12 protein-coding genes are annotated in these 14,551 nt (G+C 70.1%); 4 read left to right on the top strand and 8 right to left on the bottom strand.

Translation table 11 applies throughout. The annotated features are described in order from the left end of the window. From AB0I69_RS45265 to AB0I69_RS45255, 3 genes are all read right to left on the bottom strand, one after another. Positions 1-930 (bottom strand): sensor histidine kinase, encoded by a 930-nt coding sequence (locus AB0I69_RS45265; RefSeq protein ID WP_363101687.1) that lies wholly within the window; start codon positions 928-930, stop codon positions 1-3. A 172-nt stretch (positions 931-1,102) separates the two neighbouring features. Then, positions 1,103-2,260: an ArgE/DapE family deacylase gene (locus AB0I69_RS45260; RefSeq protein WP_363101686.1), complete on the bottom strand. Its 1,158-nt coding sequence runs from the start codon at positions 2,258-2,260 to the stop codon at positions 1,103-1,105. After that, positions 2,257-3,387, bottom strand: a complete 1,131-nt coding sequence (locus AB0I69_RS45255; protein WP_363101685.1) for a diaminopropionate ammonia-lyase — start codon at positions 3,385-3,387, stop codon at positions 2,257-2,259. The genes AB0I69_RS45260 and AB0I69_RS45255 overlap by 4 nt, the downstream gene beginning before the upstream one ends. Before the next feature lie 90 nt (positions 3,388-3,477). Here AB0I69_RS45255 and AB0I69_RS45250 point away from each other — a divergent pair, with 90 nt between their 5' ends. Then, positions 3,478-4,371: a LysR family transcriptional regulator gene (locus AB0I69_RS45250; protein ID WP_363101684.1), complete on the top strand. Its 894-nt coding sequence runs from the start codon at positions 3,478-3,480 to the stop codon at positions 4,369-4,371. Positions 4,372-4,379: 8 nt separating this feature from the next. Here the strand turns inward: AB0I69_RS45250 and AB0I69_RS45245 are convergent, their stop codons facing one another. The 5 genes from AB0I69_RS45245 to ppk2 form a co-directional block, all read right to left on the bottom strand. Beyond that, positions 4,380-4,835 (bottom strand): RpiB/LacA/LacB family sugar-phosphate isomerase, encoded by a 456-nt coding sequence (locus tag AB0I69_RS45245; RefSeq protein WP_363101683.1) that lies wholly within the window; start codon positions 4,833-4,835, stop codon positions 4,380-4,382. 116 nt (positions 4,836-4,951) lie between these two features. Then, a complete protein-coding gene (locus tag AB0I69_RS45240) occupies positions 4,952-7,654 on the bottom strand; it encodes a ricin-type beta-trefoil lectin domain protein (protein WP_363101682.1) in 2,703 nt (900 codons plus the stop codon). Between the two features lie 324 nt (positions 7,655-7,978). Then, entirely contained in the window at positions 7,979-8,551 is a 573-nt protein-coding gene (locus AB0I69_RS45235; RefSeq protein WP_363101681.1) for a dihydrofolate reductase family protein, read from the bottom strand. A gap of 127 nt (positions 8,552-8,678) precedes the next feature. Beyond that, complete coding sequence (gene sulP, locus AB0I69_RS45230; RefSeq protein ID WP_363101680.1) at positions 8,679-10,421, bottom strand: sulfate permease; 1,743 nt, start codon at positions 10,419-10,421, stop codon at positions 8,679-8,681. A gap of 22 nt (positions 10,422-10,443) precedes the next feature. Next, the gene (gene ppk2 / locus AB0I69_RS45225; protein WP_363101679.1) at positions 10,444-11,247 is read right to left on the bottom strand and encodes a polyphosphate kinase 2; all 804 of its coding nucleotides are present in this window, start codon (positions 11,245-11,247) and stop codon (positions 10,444-10,446) included. 156 nt (positions 11,248-11,403) lie between these two features. Between ppk2 and AB0I69_RS45220 the strand changes: the two genes are divergently transcribed. The 3 genes from AB0I69_RS45220 to AB0I69_RS45210 all read left to right on the top strand — a co-directional run bounded on the left by AB0I69_RS45220 (position 11,404) and on the right by AB0I69_RS45210 (position 14,282). Beyond that, on the top strand, positions 11,404-11,769 hold the full coding sequence (locus AB0I69_RS45220) for a ferredoxin (RefSeq protein ID WP_363101714.1): 366 nt from the start codon (positions 11,404-11,406) through the stop codon (positions 11,767-11,769). Positions 11,770-11,922: 153 nt separating this feature from the next. Next, positions 11,923-13,101, top strand: a complete 1,179-nt coding sequence (locus AB0I69_RS45215) for an acyl-CoA dehydrogenase family protein (RefSeq protein WP_363101678.1) — start codon at positions 11,923-11,925, stop codon at positions 13,099-13,101. Positions 13,102-13,364: 263 nt separating this feature from the next. Next, a complete protein-coding gene (locus AB0I69_RS45210) occupies positions 13,365-14,282 on the top strand; it encodes an endo-beta-N-acetylglucosaminidase H (protein ID WP_363101677.1) in 918 nt (305 codons plus the stop codon). Positions 14,283-14,551: the final 269 nt, after the last annotated feature.

Here is a 14,551-nt window from a genome sequence, read left to right as displayed (position 1 = left end):
TCAACGGGCGAGGTAGAAACGGACGGTCGTGCCGTCCGGAGCCGTATGGAGGCGCACGAGATCGGCGACGTAGTGCACCAGGAGGAGCCCGCGCCCGCCGGGCCGGTCGCGTGACGGTGGGAGGCGGCCGGCCAGCGGATCGGTCATCCGGCCGCGGTCGTGGACCTCGCAGACGATCTGCTCGCCCTCGACCCAGATCCGCAACGTCCCCGATCCGCCTCCGTGCAACACGCTGTTGGTGGTCAACTCCGCGACGGCCAGCGTCAGATCCTGCAGCCGTGCGCCTCCCAGCCCCAGCCGCTCGGCCTCCTGGACGGCGAAACCGCGGGTCCTGGGAAGCTCTTCCGTGTCGAACGAGAGGGTCGCCGCGCCCGGTGGATGGGCGAGCGGCTCGTTGTAGCGGGCGATCACCCGCTCCGGATCGTAGGTACCGCCGGCCAGTTCGCCGTGTCCGTCGATGACGACCGGGTGGGTGGCGTGGGCGTCGGCGAGCACCTCCGGCTCCAGGCGGTCCGCGTCGTACGGGCACAGGATCGTCACGGCACGATCCCCGAACACGGTGTTGATCAGCGCCTCGTGCTGGACGCACGCCGGGTACTCCACAGCGGTGCGACCGGGCCAGATCGGTTCCCCGATGATCCGTACCCGGCCCTCGGAGTGGGCGTCGGCGAAGGCCCGCAGCACGCCGGGGATGATCCGCCCCGGGTTGCGGCCGACCTCGGTCATGTCGAGGAACCGCACTCCGGTGGCGCTCGATCCGAGTCCGGCCCTGATCAGCTCCAGGTGGGCACCGGGAACGGCGACCGCGACGGCCTCTCCGGCGGCCAGACCTTCCCGGAGGAACGGCACCGTGCCCGCCGTGTACTGCTCCTCGCCCCGGTAGAACAGCGCGGGATGCGCGAACGGCGCGCTGTCGGTGGCCGTACTCATCGCACCGCCATCTCGCTCCTCGTCGGGCCGGGCCGGAACATGTCCAGGGCGCACGGCGACAGGGCGGACGGCGGGTCACCGCACCGGCAGTCTACGGGGGTAGCACGACGCGTGCCGATCAGGTGTGCGCCGTACGGCTGTTCAGTGATCGTCCCTGATCGTCCCCGCGCGATCAGGAACAGAAGTCCCTGATGGTGCCGGTGAGTATGTCCGTCAGCCGGTGCACGGAGGCGATGTCGGCCCACTCGACGGCCGCGTGTGCTCCTCCGCCGTCAACTCCGAACAGCAGACAGGGGATTCCGGCCCGGTGCAGGAGGGCGCAGTCGGTCCAGTACGGCTCGGCGCGGACGACGGGTGGATGCCCGAGGACGGACCGTGCGTGGCGGAGCAGCGTGCGGACGACGGGCTGGTCCGGGTCGGCCTCGAACGGCTCGCGGTGCAGGCCGCGTCGCAGGCGGTAGGAGAAGTCCGGGACTGTGACGGCGAGTTGGTCGAGGACGGCGGTCAACTCCGCCTGGACCGTGTCGGCGTCCTCGCCCGGTACGGTGCGCCGTTCGATGGTGATCCGGCACCGGGCGGGATAGGTCGAGGGCTCCTCACCGCCGTGGATGACGGAGGCGTGCACGGTTCCGGAGCCCAGCAGCGGGTGGGGTGCGGCCTCGGCGAGGCGCCGCCCCAACTCCTCGACGGCCACGAGGAAGTGACCGGCCTTGGCGATGGCGTCGATCCCCAGGTCGGGCCGTGACCCGTGGGCGGCACGCCCCCGCACGATCACGTCGAACCAGGCGAACCCCTTGTGGGCGAGGGTCACTTGGAGATGGCTCGGCTCGGTGACGATCGCCGCGTCGGCGGTGAACGACTCCAGCACCTCCTCGGTACCGGCACTCGCATGCTCCTCGTCGGCCACACAGGCGAGCAGCACATCACCGCGCAACGGTCCTCGCGCGGTGGCACGGGCCGCGGCGATCATCATGGCCGCGATACCGCCCTTCATGTCGAAGGCACCACGCCCGAAGATCTTCCCGTCCTCGATCCGAGGGCTGAGCGGATCGCCCTCGTAGTCGCCCAGGCCCACCGTGTCGAGATGCCCGTTGAGCATCAGCGACCGGCCGCCACCGGTGCCGTGGGCGACGGCGACGAGCGAAGGGCGTCCCGGGTTCCGCTCCAGCCGGTGGACGTCGAATCCGTGCGCCGTCAGCCAGTTGGTGCACAGGTCGGCGACGGCGGCTTCCCCCGCCCCCGAGGCCGCGAGACCGGGGTTGACCGAGTCGACGGCGATCAGGCGCTCCAGCAGACGTACCGGGTCGAGCTCCTCGGCGCCGGGGATCATCGCCGCTCCTCCGCCACCTGCTCCAGGTGGGGATTGGCGGCCGTGCCCTCGGTGCTGAGCAGGACGACGGTCGAGGCGGGACCGACGCCCAGGGCCCTACGGCGTACGGCGGCGCCCTCACCGGTGAGCGTGGCGCGGGCGCCCGCCAGCGAGGCCGCACCGCAGGGGCCCGAGGCGACACCGACGGCGGCGAGGTCGCGTGCGGCGCCCGCGCCGGCGGCGTCGGTGACCGCGACAGCGGCGTCCAGGCCGTCCCGCAGGAAGGGCCACGCCAGGCTGGAGACGGTGCCGCAGTTCAGACCGGCCATCGTGGTGGCGCCGGTCGGCACGCTGACCGGCTCCCGGCGGCCGAGGCTGGCCAGGACACACGCCGCCGTGACGGGCTCCACCGACAACAGCGCGGTCGCGGCGGCCTCGTCCCGCCGACTGCGGTAGTGGGTGACGGCGGCCTGCGCGAGCGATCCCACGCCCGCCGGGACGACCACCAGGCCCGGCGCCTCGCCGCCCGACTGCTCGTCGATCTCGGCGAACAGAGTGGAGTAGCCCTCCACGATCCAGCCGGGAATCCGCTCGTAGCCGGGCCAGCCGGTGTCCTGCACGAGCACCGAGTCCCGCCCACCCGCAGCCGCCTCGGCCGCCCGGCGCACGGCCTCGTCATAGGTGCCGGGAACGAGTACGACGTCGGCACCCTCGTCCTCGATGGCGGTCACGGCCGCCGGGTGGACGCCCCGCGGAACGAAGACCTGGGCACGCTGCCCGAACAGCCGCGCCATCCGGGCCACGGCCCGGCCGTGGTTGCCGTCGGTGGCCGTGACCAGCCGTACCGGGCCGCCACCCGCCCGCTGTGCCAGCACCCGGTGGATCGCCCAGGACGCCCCGAGGGCCTTGAACGCGGGCAGCCCCAGGCGCGCGGACTCGTCCTTGACGAACACCCGCCCGACCCCGAACTCCGCGGCCAGGGAGGGGAGTTCGGTCAGGGCGGTGGGCGCGTAGTCGGGCAGCCCGGCATGGAAGTCCCGCACCCCGACCGGAGGCGGGGCGCAGGTCCAGGTCCTGGCGACGGACCGGACGTACCACGGCAGACGGCGAGGGGTCGAGTTGCCGGAGAGGAGAGAGGTCTGGGACACGTGATCAGCATGTGATCAGCCATATGATTAGTCCAGCAAATGTTTTCGACCGGTATTCATCAGGAAAACCGACCGATGGAGGCGTCGGCGATGTTCGACCTGCATCGACTGCGCCTCCTGCGCGAGCTGAAGCACCGCGGCACGCTGGCGGCCGTCGCCGCCGCCCTGTCGTACAGCCCGTCCTCCGTCTCCCAGCAGCTCTCCCAGCTCGAATCCGAGGTCGGCGTCCCGCTCCTGGTGCCCGTGGGCCGCAGGGTGCGGCTCACCCCGCAGGCGGAGATCCTCGTCGCGCACACCGAGGCCGTGCTCAAGCGACTGGAGGAGGCCGAGGCGGACATCGCCACCTCCCTCACCGACCTCACCGGCACCCTGCGTATCGCGTCCTTCCAGACTGCGGCCCTCGCGCTGGTGCCGACCGCGCTGACGCTGCTGCGCGACGCCCACCCCCATCTGCGGGTCCATGTCACGCAGGCGGAACCGAGCGACGCGCTGCCGGCGCTCCTCGCCCGTGACTTCGACCTCGTCATCACCGAGGAGTACCCGGGCGACCCGCACCCCCGGCCCGCCGAACTCGAACATCAGCCCCTGTGCGAGGACCCCCTGCGCCTGGCCACACCGAGACCCACCGACGCCGGACCGACGCAGGAACTCCGCGCGCTGGCCGACCACCCCTGGGTCATGGAACCCGAGGGCACTCCCGCCCGGCGCTGGGCCACGGCCCTGTGCCGCACCGCGGGCTTCGAACCCGACGTGCGGTTCGAGTCCGCCGACCTCGTTCTGCACCTGCGGCTGGCCGAACTGGGCCACGCCGCCGCGCTGTTGCCCGACCTCGCCTGGACCGGCCGTCCACCCGCCGTCGCGCTACGACAGCTCCCCGACGGCCATCACACCCGCTCACTGTTCACGGCCGTACGCAGCGGCCGCGGCCACCACCCCGCCGTCCGGGCCTGCCGCCACGCACTCCGACAGGCGATCGGCCCTTAGGAACTCGCCTACGGAGCCGTCCTGTTCAGGTCGAGTCGTCCGACGCGGGCCACGTTCTCCCGGTCGTCGGCGTCCGCGCTCGCCTCGGCGGCGAACCAGGCGTCGAGGATCTCCTTGAGCAGCGGCTCGGAGGTCAGGCGCAGGCTGAGCGCCAGTACGTTGGCGTCGTTCCAACGGCGCGCGCCGTCCGCCGTGTACGCGTCCGTGCACAGGGCCGCCCGTACGCCCGGCACCTTGTTCGCGGCGATCGACGCGCCCGTGCCCGTCCAGCAGCACACGACCGCCTGGTCCGAGGCCCCACTGGCGACCTCGCGGGCCGCGGCCTCCGAACAGACCGCCCACCGCGGGTCGTCCCCGGGGCGCAGTGCCCCGTACGTCACCACCTCGTGGCCGCGGTCGCGCAACGCCGCGACGAGCGAGCGCGCCACAGGTTCGTCCATGTCCGAGGAAACAGAGATCCGCATGGCTCCGAGGCTACTCAGCCGATCAGCTCGATGCCATCGCCGAACGCGCGAACGGAACGGCCCCCACCGGGCCGCGGGCAGGACTGGGCCTACGACCCGGCGGGAGCCGACGAGGGTTACGACCGGCGCCAGATCTGGTTGGCGCCGCCGGTGCAGGTCCAGATCTCCAGTGCCGTGCTGTTGGCCGTGCCGTGGCCGACCGCGTCCAGGCACTTGCCGGAGCCGACGTTGACCACGCTGCCGTCGGAACGCACCCGCCACTGCTGGTTGGCGCCGCCGTTGCAGTCCCAGATCTCCACCGGGCTGCCGTCGGCGGTGGCGCCGCCGGTGACCTCAAGGCACTTGGAGTCGTAGACGGTCAGCTGGTTGGTGACGGTGGACGTCCAGGTCTGGTTCGTGCCGCCGGTGCAGTCCCACAGGGCGGGCGCGGTGCCGTTGGCCTGGTTGGCGCCCGGGACGTCGACGCAGCGGCCGGACTCCTGGCCCTTGAGGGGTGCCGAGACCGCGCCGCGCAGCCAGCTCTGGTTGGTGCCACCGGTACAGGTCCAGAGCTCCAGCAGGGTGCCTGGCGTGGTGCCTCCCGCCGTGGCGTCCAGGCACTTCCCCGAGGTGGGGTTGACCACCGTGCCGTCGCTGTTCACGGTCCACTTCTGGGCGGCGGAACCGTTGCAGTCGTAGATCTGCACCGGGGTGCCGTCGGTCGTGCCGCTGCCCTTGGCGTCCAGGCACTTCGCGCCGCCGTAGACGGTGAGTTGGCCTGCTGGTGTCAGGGTCCAGGACTGGTTCGTGGCGCCGGTGCAGTCCCAGAGCGCGAGCTGCGTGCCGTTGGTCTGGCTCGCCCCGGGTACGTCCGCGCACAGACCGGACTGGCGGCCCTTGAGGATGCCGCCGTGATTGCCCGGCGGGTTGGCGGTGACGGACAGGTTGTCGAACTGGTCGGTCTGGTAGCCCACCACACCGATCCCGATCTGCCCCGCGGCGTACGAACTGTCGCTGGTGGTACCGAGGTTGGCGCCGTCCGCACTGGCCGTGATCTGGTCGCCGGAGAAACCGAGGGCGAGCGTGTGCCACGTGTGTGTGCCGAGGGCCGCCCGGGTTCCGGAGGCCAGCGTGGTCAGGGTGCCGGCCGCCGAACTCCTGACGATGGACCAGGTACCGGTGTCGCTCACCCGCAGCAGGTAGGCGGCCTGGTGACTCTGCGGACGGTTCTGGGTGTTGGCGCGGCCCAACAGCTCGACGGTACCGGCCTGTTGGAGGTTCACGTCGGCCTTGACGGTGTAGTCGGTCCACGTCGGGTCACCGAGCAGCGAGAAGGCGTCGGAGTCGTCCTGCCACTCGATCGGCTTGACCGGCGTCACCTGCTGCACACACTGTCCGCTACGGCCGTCCGCGCACGCACGTGCCTCGAACGAGCCCTGCATGTCGGACAGATACGTGGCCTCCGTGCCGGAGACATCGTTGTCGAACGTGTCGCTGTAGGGCAGCGCGAGGGCGTGGGCGGCGGGCGCGGTGGCGGTGCCCTTGCCCTGGCCGGTGGTCGTGGTGACCGTGTAGATCCAACCCGGCTGCAGCGTCAGCGAGTACGCGCCCCCGGCCGGGGTGATGTCCTGCGTGTGCACGAAGTCGGTGGACGGGCTGGGGCTGTTGACCCGGGTCGCCCACACGTGCACCGCCCCGGTGGACAGGCCGCCCTGCACCTGCACGTTCACCGTTTGCGCGGCGGTGGCGGTGGTGGTCTCCAGGACCGTGGAGTAGTCGGAGCCGTTCGGCGACTTCAACGTCGCGTAGGTGCCGTTGGACTCGGTGCCGCCGAGGTAGCCCGACGCGGAGTCGATGAACTTCCAGCCCGGCTGGGCGAATTGGGTGACCTGCGCGGTCGCCCAGGTGTCCTCGCCGATCGAGTAGTTCCCGGACCACGGCGAGTTCGCGGTGGCCAGGCCGACCGTGCTGTAGGGCAGGTTGGAGTAAATGGCCGCCACCAGCGGCCAGTTGAGGTACGCGGTCATCCGCGCGTCCACGTAGCCGCGCACGATCGAGCGGATCAGCGCCGGGGCTCCGGCGTCCATGTCCAGCGAGCCGTTCTCCGACGCCCACAGCGGTTTGCCGTTGTTCTTCGCGGTGGTGGTGCTGGAGCAGGTGTCGGCGCTGCCGCCGTCACCGCCCGCGCAGGGGTAGTGGGCGCCGATGACCGACACGGCGTCGTTGAACGCGGAGTTGTTCGCCATGTCGTCCGCGACGCTCCAGCCCGAGTCGTCGCCGACGATCTGTACGGCGCCGTAGCCGGCGCTGTTGAGCGCGGACCTCAGCTGGATGTACCAGTTGACGTCGTGGCCCTTCTCGTTCCAGCCGCCGAGGTAACTGACCGGCAGGCCGTGCTGCTTGGCGCAACCCAGCCAGGAGATCAGGTAGTTGATGGTGTCGGTGGACCAGAACCCACCGCTGATCCAGCCCGGGGCGGCCCACGCCAGACCGTACAACTTGATGTTCGGGTTACGGGCCTTGGCCTGCTCGGCGAGCCAGAACTCGTAGCCGGCGTCGCAGTTGATCTGTCCCTTGGTGTGCTCGATGGACGGCTCGGAGCCGTCGGTGGAGTTGGCGTCTCCGCCGATCTCCAGTTTCAGCAACTGCAGGTTCGCGCCGTAGCCCGGCTTGAACAGGTAGTCCAGGATCTGTGACTGCTGGGCGGCCGGATAGTCGCGCAGCAGTCGGGAGTTGCCCCCGCCGCCGCTGATCGCGCCGATCCCGTCGAACGTCCGACCGCTCTGACCGCCGTCCACGGTGATCGAGGTGGCCGCCGCTGCCGCCTGGGCCGGCTGCACGCCGACCGAACAGAGGGCGGCGACAAGGGCTATGACCCATAAGGGCAGAAGGCATCTCAAGGCTCTTCGCACAGTGTCGTCCTTCTCCTGAGGGGGGTGAGGACAGCTCCGGAGAGCGCTCTCAAGAGCGGGCGCCGTCCTGACTGTCCGTGGAGGTTTGGGCGACAGTGTGGAGTCGTGTTGACTTATCGTCAAGGTCTAGGCCTGTTATGCCCCAAGGTCTAGGCCTGTTCTTACATGTGGGCGCCGGCTGCTTTCAGTTCTGTTCGTTCACGTCGAGGAGTGGTGTCCCGCCCGTTGACTCGGACGGCTCCCGGGGCATCGTCAGCGGACGACGTCGAGGACGTTCAACTGCAGACCGTTGGCGTACACGGCGTGCTCGACCAGCTTCAGCTTCTGGGTGTCCTTGTCGGTCGCGGGGAACAGACGCTTGCCGGCGCCGAGCAGCAGAGGGTAGACGAGCAGGTGGTAGCGGTCGACCAGGCCGGCGTCCGTGAGGCCGTGGTTGAGGGTGGCGCTGCCGTGCACGATGATCGGGCCGCCCTCGGTCTCCTTCAGGGCGGCGACCTCGTCGAGAGAGCGCAGGATGGTGGTCTCGCCCCAGTTCGAGACGAGCTTGTCGTCGGTGAGAGTGGCCGAGACGACGTACTTCGGCAGCGTCTTGTAGTGGGCGAACTCGTCCATGTCCGGCCACACCGGGCTGAACGCCTCGTAGCTCGCCCGGCCCAGCAGGATCGCGGTGGACTCCTGCTGCTCCCGCCCCTTGATGTCGTACGCCTCGGGCAGGAACTCGACGTCCTTGAAGGTCCATCCGGAGTTGCGGTAGCCGGGCTCGCCGCCCGGGCCCTCCATGACGCCGTCGAGGGAGATGAAGGCGGTGCTGATCAGGGTGCGCATGGGGATCTTCCTCGGGTGTCGGGTGTCGGGTGTCGGGTGTCTGGTTCTCGGTACTGCTCCAGAATCCATCCGACAAAAATAATTGTCAAGGCGATGAGAATTGTCGGTGAGTTGGCAGGAACGGGTACTACGTCACCGGACCCGGCGTTCCCTGACCGGGCCCACCGCTCCACTCCCGGTACGCGGCCACGGCCGTCGGGAGGGTGGGGAAGATGTGGTCCGTGCCGACGGACTCCACCAGCCCGTACGCCTCCAGGTCGTCCAGGAGGTCCTGTTTCACCCGGGCCAGGGCGAACACGACGCCGCGGTGGGTGAGTTCGCGGCGGAGTTCGTCGACCGCGTCGAGGGCGGTGATGTCCACCTCCACATTGGCCTCCGCGTTGAGGACGAACCACCGTACGGGGACGGCCTGTTGGGCGACGGCGGCCAGGGCGCGGCGGCGGAAGTCCTCCGCGTTGGCGAAGAAGAGCGGCGAGTCGTAGCGGTAGACCAACAGGCCGGGGATGGTGCGGGCCTGCGGGTAGTCGTCCACGTCGTGCATGCCGGCCACGCCGGGGACCAGGCCTTCGACGGCGTCGTGCGGGCGGGCCACCCGGGTGAGGAGTTCGGCCACCGACAGGCCTACGGCGACGATCACGCCGTAGAGGATGTCCAGGGCCAGTACCCCGGTCAGACAGCCGAGGGCCAGCAGGAGTTCGCGTCGGCGGAAGGCGGCCAGGCGGCGGAAGCCGGCGAGGTCGATCATGCGGACGGCCGCGTAGACGACGAGGGCGCCGAGTACCGCCGAAGGGGTGCGGGACAGCAGGGGGCTCAGGAACAGCAGGACCGCCAGGACCACCGCTCCGGCGACCAGGGAGTACGCCTGGCTGCGGGCGCCTGCCGAGGAGGCGAGCGCGGTGCGGCTGGCGCTGCTGCTGACCGGGAAGCCGTGGAGTACGCCGGCACCGAGGTTGGCCGCGCCCAGTGCCAGGAACTCCTGGTCGGCGTCGAGACCGGGGCCCTCGTCCTCGTCGCCGCCGGTGAACGCGCGTGCGGTGAGGATGAAGTCGGTGTAGGCGACGAGCAGGACTCCGAGCGCGGGCAGCACCAGGTGGGGGAGTTCGGTGAGGTCCGGCAGGCCGACGGTGGGAAGTCCCGCGGGGACGTGGCCGATGACCTTGATGCCGTAGCGGTCGTCGAGGTCGAGGACGGCCACGGCCGCCGTGCCCAGCACCACGGCCAGCAGCGGGCCGGGCACCATCCGGGACAGGTGCGTCACCGTGAACAGGAACGCGAGCGTGACGGCGGCGAACAGCAGGGTGGGCGCGTGGAGGTGACCCAAGTGGCGTAGGAACGACCAGAGTTGGGGGAAGAACGCCGAACCTGTCGTCGACACCCCGGTGAGCTTGGGGAGTTGGTCCACGATCATGATCAGGGCTACGCCCGCCAGATAGCCGATCAGGACCGGGCGGGAGAGGAGGTCGGCGACGAAGCCGAGGCGTACCGCCCACGCGACGAGACAGAGCAGGCCGACCGTGACCGCCAGGGCGGCGGCCAGCGTGGCGTAGCGGCTGGGGTTCCCCGCCGCGAGCGGGCCCACCACCGTCGCCGTCATGAGCGCGGTCGTCGACTCGGGGCCGACGGACAGCAGCCGGGACGAGCCCAGTACGGCGTACAGGGCGAGCGCGGGGAGGATCGCCCACAGGCCGGCGACCGGCGGGAGGCCGGCGACCCCGGCGTACGCCATCACCTGCGGGACGAGGTACGCGGCCACCGTGACACCGGCCAGCAGGTCGCCGCGCAGCCACGAACGCCGGTATCCGGCCAGCGCGGCGATTCCGGGCGTCAGGCGCCGCCACTTCAGGACGCGCCCGCCCGGGCTGGGGGACATGGTGCTCCTCGACCCGACCTGCTCAGAGGCTCGCCGCGTGGTCCGGGACGTAGGTCTGCAGGTCGCGCGGCGGGCGTTCGTAGCCGGTGGACGACGGGCGGGGCGGGAGTTCCAGGACCGGGGGTGACACCTCGTGGTAGGGGAGGGAGCCGAGGAGATGGGCGATCATGTTCAGCCGGGCTCTGCGCTTGTCGTCGCTCTCGACGACGGACCACGGGGCCTCGGAGATGTCGGTGTGCACCAGCATCTCGTCCTTGGCCCGGGAGTAGGCCTCCCAGTGGGTGATGGACTCCAGGTCCATCGGTGAGAGCTTCCAGCGGCGCAGCGGATCCTCCAGCCTGCGCCGGAACCGGTCCTGCTGCACGGAGTCGCTCACCGAGAACCAGTACTTGCGCAGTACGATCCCGTCCTCCACGAGCATCCGCTCGAAGATGGGGCACTGGCGCAGGAACAGCTGGTACTCCTCCTTGGTGCAGAAGCCCATCACGCGCTCGACACCGGCCCGGTTGTACCAGCTGCGGTCGAAGAGGACGATCTCCCCGGCGGCCGGCAGATGCTCGACGTACCGCTGGAAGTACCACTGGGTGCGCTGGCGGTCGGTCGGCTTCGGCAGTGCGGCGATACGGGCGACACGCGGGTTGAGATGCTCCGACACGCGTTTGATGGTGCCGCCCTTGCCCGCCGCGTCCCGGCCCTCGAAGACGATCACCAGCCGGGTGCCCTCGGCCCGTACCCACTCCTGGAGCTTCACCAACTCGGTCTGCAGGCGCAGCAGTTCGGTCTCGTACTTCGTGCGCGGCAGCTTTGTCGCCTTCTTGTCGGCCATGCTGCCTCAACCCCTCGATGACGTGCGCGGTTCCCCGTGTCCAAGGTCGAACACCTGGACAGCACCGTACTGACCGGCGGGGGAGCGCGCACCCCGGATGCCTGCTCTGCCGGGTTTGCGGTGGACGGCAGCGGCAACCCGGACCGTGTGACAGCGATGACCACGCAACAGGAACTCGTCCGGTTTCTGGAGGACCGCTTCGCCTGCGCACAGGCCTGCACCGAGTGTGCGCGGGCCTGTGTGCTGCGCGTCAGCCGCTCCGATCCGGACGCGACCGGCCACGAGGCCCTCGTACGGCACAAGGCGCTGCTGTGCGCGGAGGTGTGCGACGCGACCTGCCGGATGCCGGCCGGGCAGAACCTCCAGGACGAGGCCGCCCTCCGCCTCCAGGTCAAGTGGTGTCTGCTCGTCTGCCTGGAGTGCGCGCAGGTCTTCGACGCGCAGCCGGGCGCCGAGGCGGACGCGGAGGCGTGCCGGGACTGCGCCAGGGCGTGCACGGAGTTCATGGCCACGCTGAACTGACGGGCTCCTGTGCCGTCTTGACGGGTCCCTGTGCCGTTTTGACGGGACCCTGTGCTCTCTTGAGGGGGCATTACCGCCTCGCCATTCCCAATTTCTGGAACACGTTCTACGGTGTGCGCCGTCAGGACCGGCCTTGGGGAGCCTGGAGGCGCCGTGCATCTCGAATACACGCCCGAACAGCAGCGGCTGCGGACCGAACTGCGCGCCTACTTCGCCGAGTTGGTGCCCGACCACGCTTACTCCCGCTACGACGATCCGGCTGCCCAGAAGCGCTACTACCGCGAGACGATCCGCCGGCTCGGCACGGACGGGTGGCTCGGGGTCGGCTGGCCCGCGGAGTACGGCGGGCGCGGCCTGACGCCGATGGAGCAGTTCATCTTCTTCGACGAGGCCGCGCAGGCGGGCGTACCGCTGCCGTTGATGGCGCTGAACACCGTCGGCCCGACGATCATGCAGTTCGGCACCGACGAACAGAAGGCGTACTTCCTGCCGAAGATCCTCGCCGGTGAGATCGACTTCGCGATCGGCTACAGCGAGCCCGAGGCCGGCACGGATCTGGCCGCGCTCAAGACACGCGCCGTACGGGACGGCGAGGAGTACGTCGTCAACGGGCAGAAGATCTGGACGACCAACGGCGACACCGCCGACTGGGTCTGGCTCGCCGTGCGCACCGACCCCGAGGCCCCGCCGCACAAGGGCATCACCATGCTTCTGGTGCCGACCGCCGACCCGGGCTACTCCTGCACGGTCATCAACACCCTCGCCTCCCACGACACCACGGCGAGCTACTACGAGAACATCCGCGTCCCGGTCTCCCGCCGCGTCGGCAAGGAGAACCAGGGCTGGCGCCTGATCACCAACCAGCTCAACCACGAGCGCGTCACCCTCGCCGCCCACGGCACCATGGCGATCCGCGCCCTGCACGACGTCCAGCACTGGGCCATGGAGACCAAACTCGCCGACGGCCGCCGGGTCGTCGACCTCCCGTGGGTCCGCCGCCTCCTCGCCCGCACCCACGCGAGGCTCGACGCGATGAAACTCCTCAACTGGCAGATGGTGAACGCCGTCCAGGAAGGCACCCTCACCCCACAGGACGCCTCCGCCGTCAAGGTCTACGGCTCCGAGACCCGCCGCGACGCCTACGCCTGGCTCATGGAGACCGTCGCCGCGGCCGGCGCCCTGAAGGAGGGCTCCGCGGGCGCCGTCCTGCACGGCGAGTTGGAACGCGGCTACCGCTCCGCCGTCATCTTCACCTTCGGCGGCGGCAACAACGAGATCCAGCGGGAGATCATCTCGTGGATCGGGCTGGGGATGCCGAGGGTGCGGCGCTAGGGCGAACCCGAGGTCCGGCCGCTGACCGTTTGCTCTGGTGCTGCGGATCCGCGGCGTGCGCATGCCCGGGACCGTGCGGCAGCGCAGCGTTCCAGTAACTCCCTTGCCCGGATTCGGGGTTGCGGCGCGATGTGCGGGGGAGTCGTGAGGAGTTCTCGCATGGTTCCGGGGATCCCGTCACGGGAACGGAAGGGTCCGGGGGACTCACTCGGCGCTCGCGAACAGGTCGGGCGCCGTTCCATGCGATGGGAGACCGATCAACGATGTTCACTCCGGTACGGAGCAGAGTACGGACGGCCGCGCTCGCGCTCTCGGTCATTGCGGCCCTCGCCTTGGGGGCGACCGCCACGACCGATGCGACAGCGGCCCCCGCCGCCGCGAAACAGGGACCGACCTCGGTGGCGTACGTCGAGGTGAACAACAACAGCATGCTGAACGTCGGCAAGTACACCCTCTCCAACGGCGGCGCCAACGTCTTCGACATCGCCGTGATCTTCGCGGCGAACATCAACTACGACGCGGGCACGAAGGCGGGGACCCTCTACTTCAACCCGAACGTGCAAAGCGTCCTCGACAACGCCGCCACGCAGATACGGCCGTTGCAGCAGAAGGGCATCAAGGTCGTCCTCTCGGTGCTCGGCAACCACCAGGGCTCCGGCTTCGCCAACTTCCCGTCCCAGCAGGCGGCTTCGACGTTCGCGAAGCAACTGTCGGACACCGTGACCAAGTACGGCCTCGACGGCATCGACTTCGACGACGAGTACGCCGACTACGGCAACAACGGCACCAGCCAGCCCAACGCCAGCTCGTTCGTGTACCTGGTGTCGGCACTGCGCGCCGACATGCCGACCAAGATCATCAGCCTCTACAACATCGGCCCGGCCGCGTCACGCCTGTCCTACGGCGGCGTCGACGTCTCGTCCAAGTTCGACTACGCCTGGAACCCGTACTACGGCACTTGGCAGGTCCCCGGCATCGCACTCCCCAAGTCGAAGCTGTCGCCGGCGGCCGTCGAGATCGGCGGGACCTCGCAGAGCACGGCCGCCGCCCTCGCCAGCCGCACGGTCAGTGAGGGGTACGGCGTCTATCTGACGTACAACCTCGACGGCGCCGATCGCAGCGCCGACGTCTCCGCGTTCACCAGGCAGCTGTACGGCAGTGACGCCCACTACACGCCGTAGGCCGACCACGCTCCCCGGCGTCCGGTGCCCCCTCGGGGCTTGCCGCATCCCATAGGGCTGCGCCTCGGGCAGGCCGCGCCTTCGACAACGATGTCGGAGGCGTGGCCGCCCGCTCCGAAGCGCTCCGGCCCCTGATGAAACCGCCGGTCTCCCACGGTCTCGCGGACCCTGCTCCGATTCTGGACCTCCGCAGACGCTGCATGGGCGCGGCGGCGGAGGCGGTGCCGGCAGCGGTACAGGCCAGCATCGACTCCGCCTCGGGACCCCGC

Source organism: Streptomyces sp. NPDC050508 (assembly GCF_040655155.1).
GTDB lineage: Bacteria > Actinomycetota > Actinomycetes > Streptomycetales > Streptomycetaceae > Streptomyces.
This window is presented reverse-complemented; position numbering and strand designations above follow the sequence as displayed.

What these genes read in the sequence shown, in the direction of transcription:
- AB0I69_RS45265 (WP_363101687.1), bottom strand. Translation starts at nt 930, where the DNA reads ATGAGTACGGCCACCGACAGCGCGCCGTTCGCGCATCCCGCGCTGTTC.
- AB0I69_RS45260 (WP_363101686.1), bottom strand. Translation starts at nt 2,260, where the DNA reads ATGATCCCCGGCGCCGAGGAGCTCGACCCGGTACGTCTGCTGGAGCGC.
- AB0I69_RS45250 (WP_363101684.1), top strand. Translation starts at nt 3,478, where the DNA reads ATGTTCGACCTGCATCGACTGCGCCTCCTGCGCGAGCTGAAGCACCGC.
- AB0I69_RS45245 (WP_363101683.1), bottom strand. Translation starts at nt 4,835, where the DNA reads ATGCGGATCTCTGTTTCCTCGGACATGGACGAACCTGTGGCGCGCTCG.
- AB0I69_RS45235 (WP_363101681.1), bottom strand. Translation starts at nt 8,551, where the DNA reads ATGCGCACCCTGATCAGCACCGCCTTCATCTCCCTCGACGGCGTCATG.
- sulP (WP_363101680.1), bottom strand. Translation starts at nt 10,421, where the DNA reads ATGTCCCCCAGCCCGGGCGGGCGCGTCCTGAAGTGGCGGCGCCTGACG.
- ppk2 (WP_363101679.1), bottom strand. Translation starts at nt 11,247, where the DNA reads ATGGCCGACAAGAAGGCGACAAAGCTGCCGCGCACGAAGTACGAGACC.
- AB0I69_RS45220 (WP_363101714.1), top strand. Translation starts at nt 11,404, where the DNA reads ATGACCACGCAACAGGAACTCGTCCGGTTTCTGGAGGACCGCTTCGCC.
- AB0I69_RS45210 (WP_363101677.1), top strand. Translation starts at nt 13,365, where the DNA reads ATGTTCACTCCGGTACGGAGCAGAGTACGGACGGCCGCGCTCGCGCTC.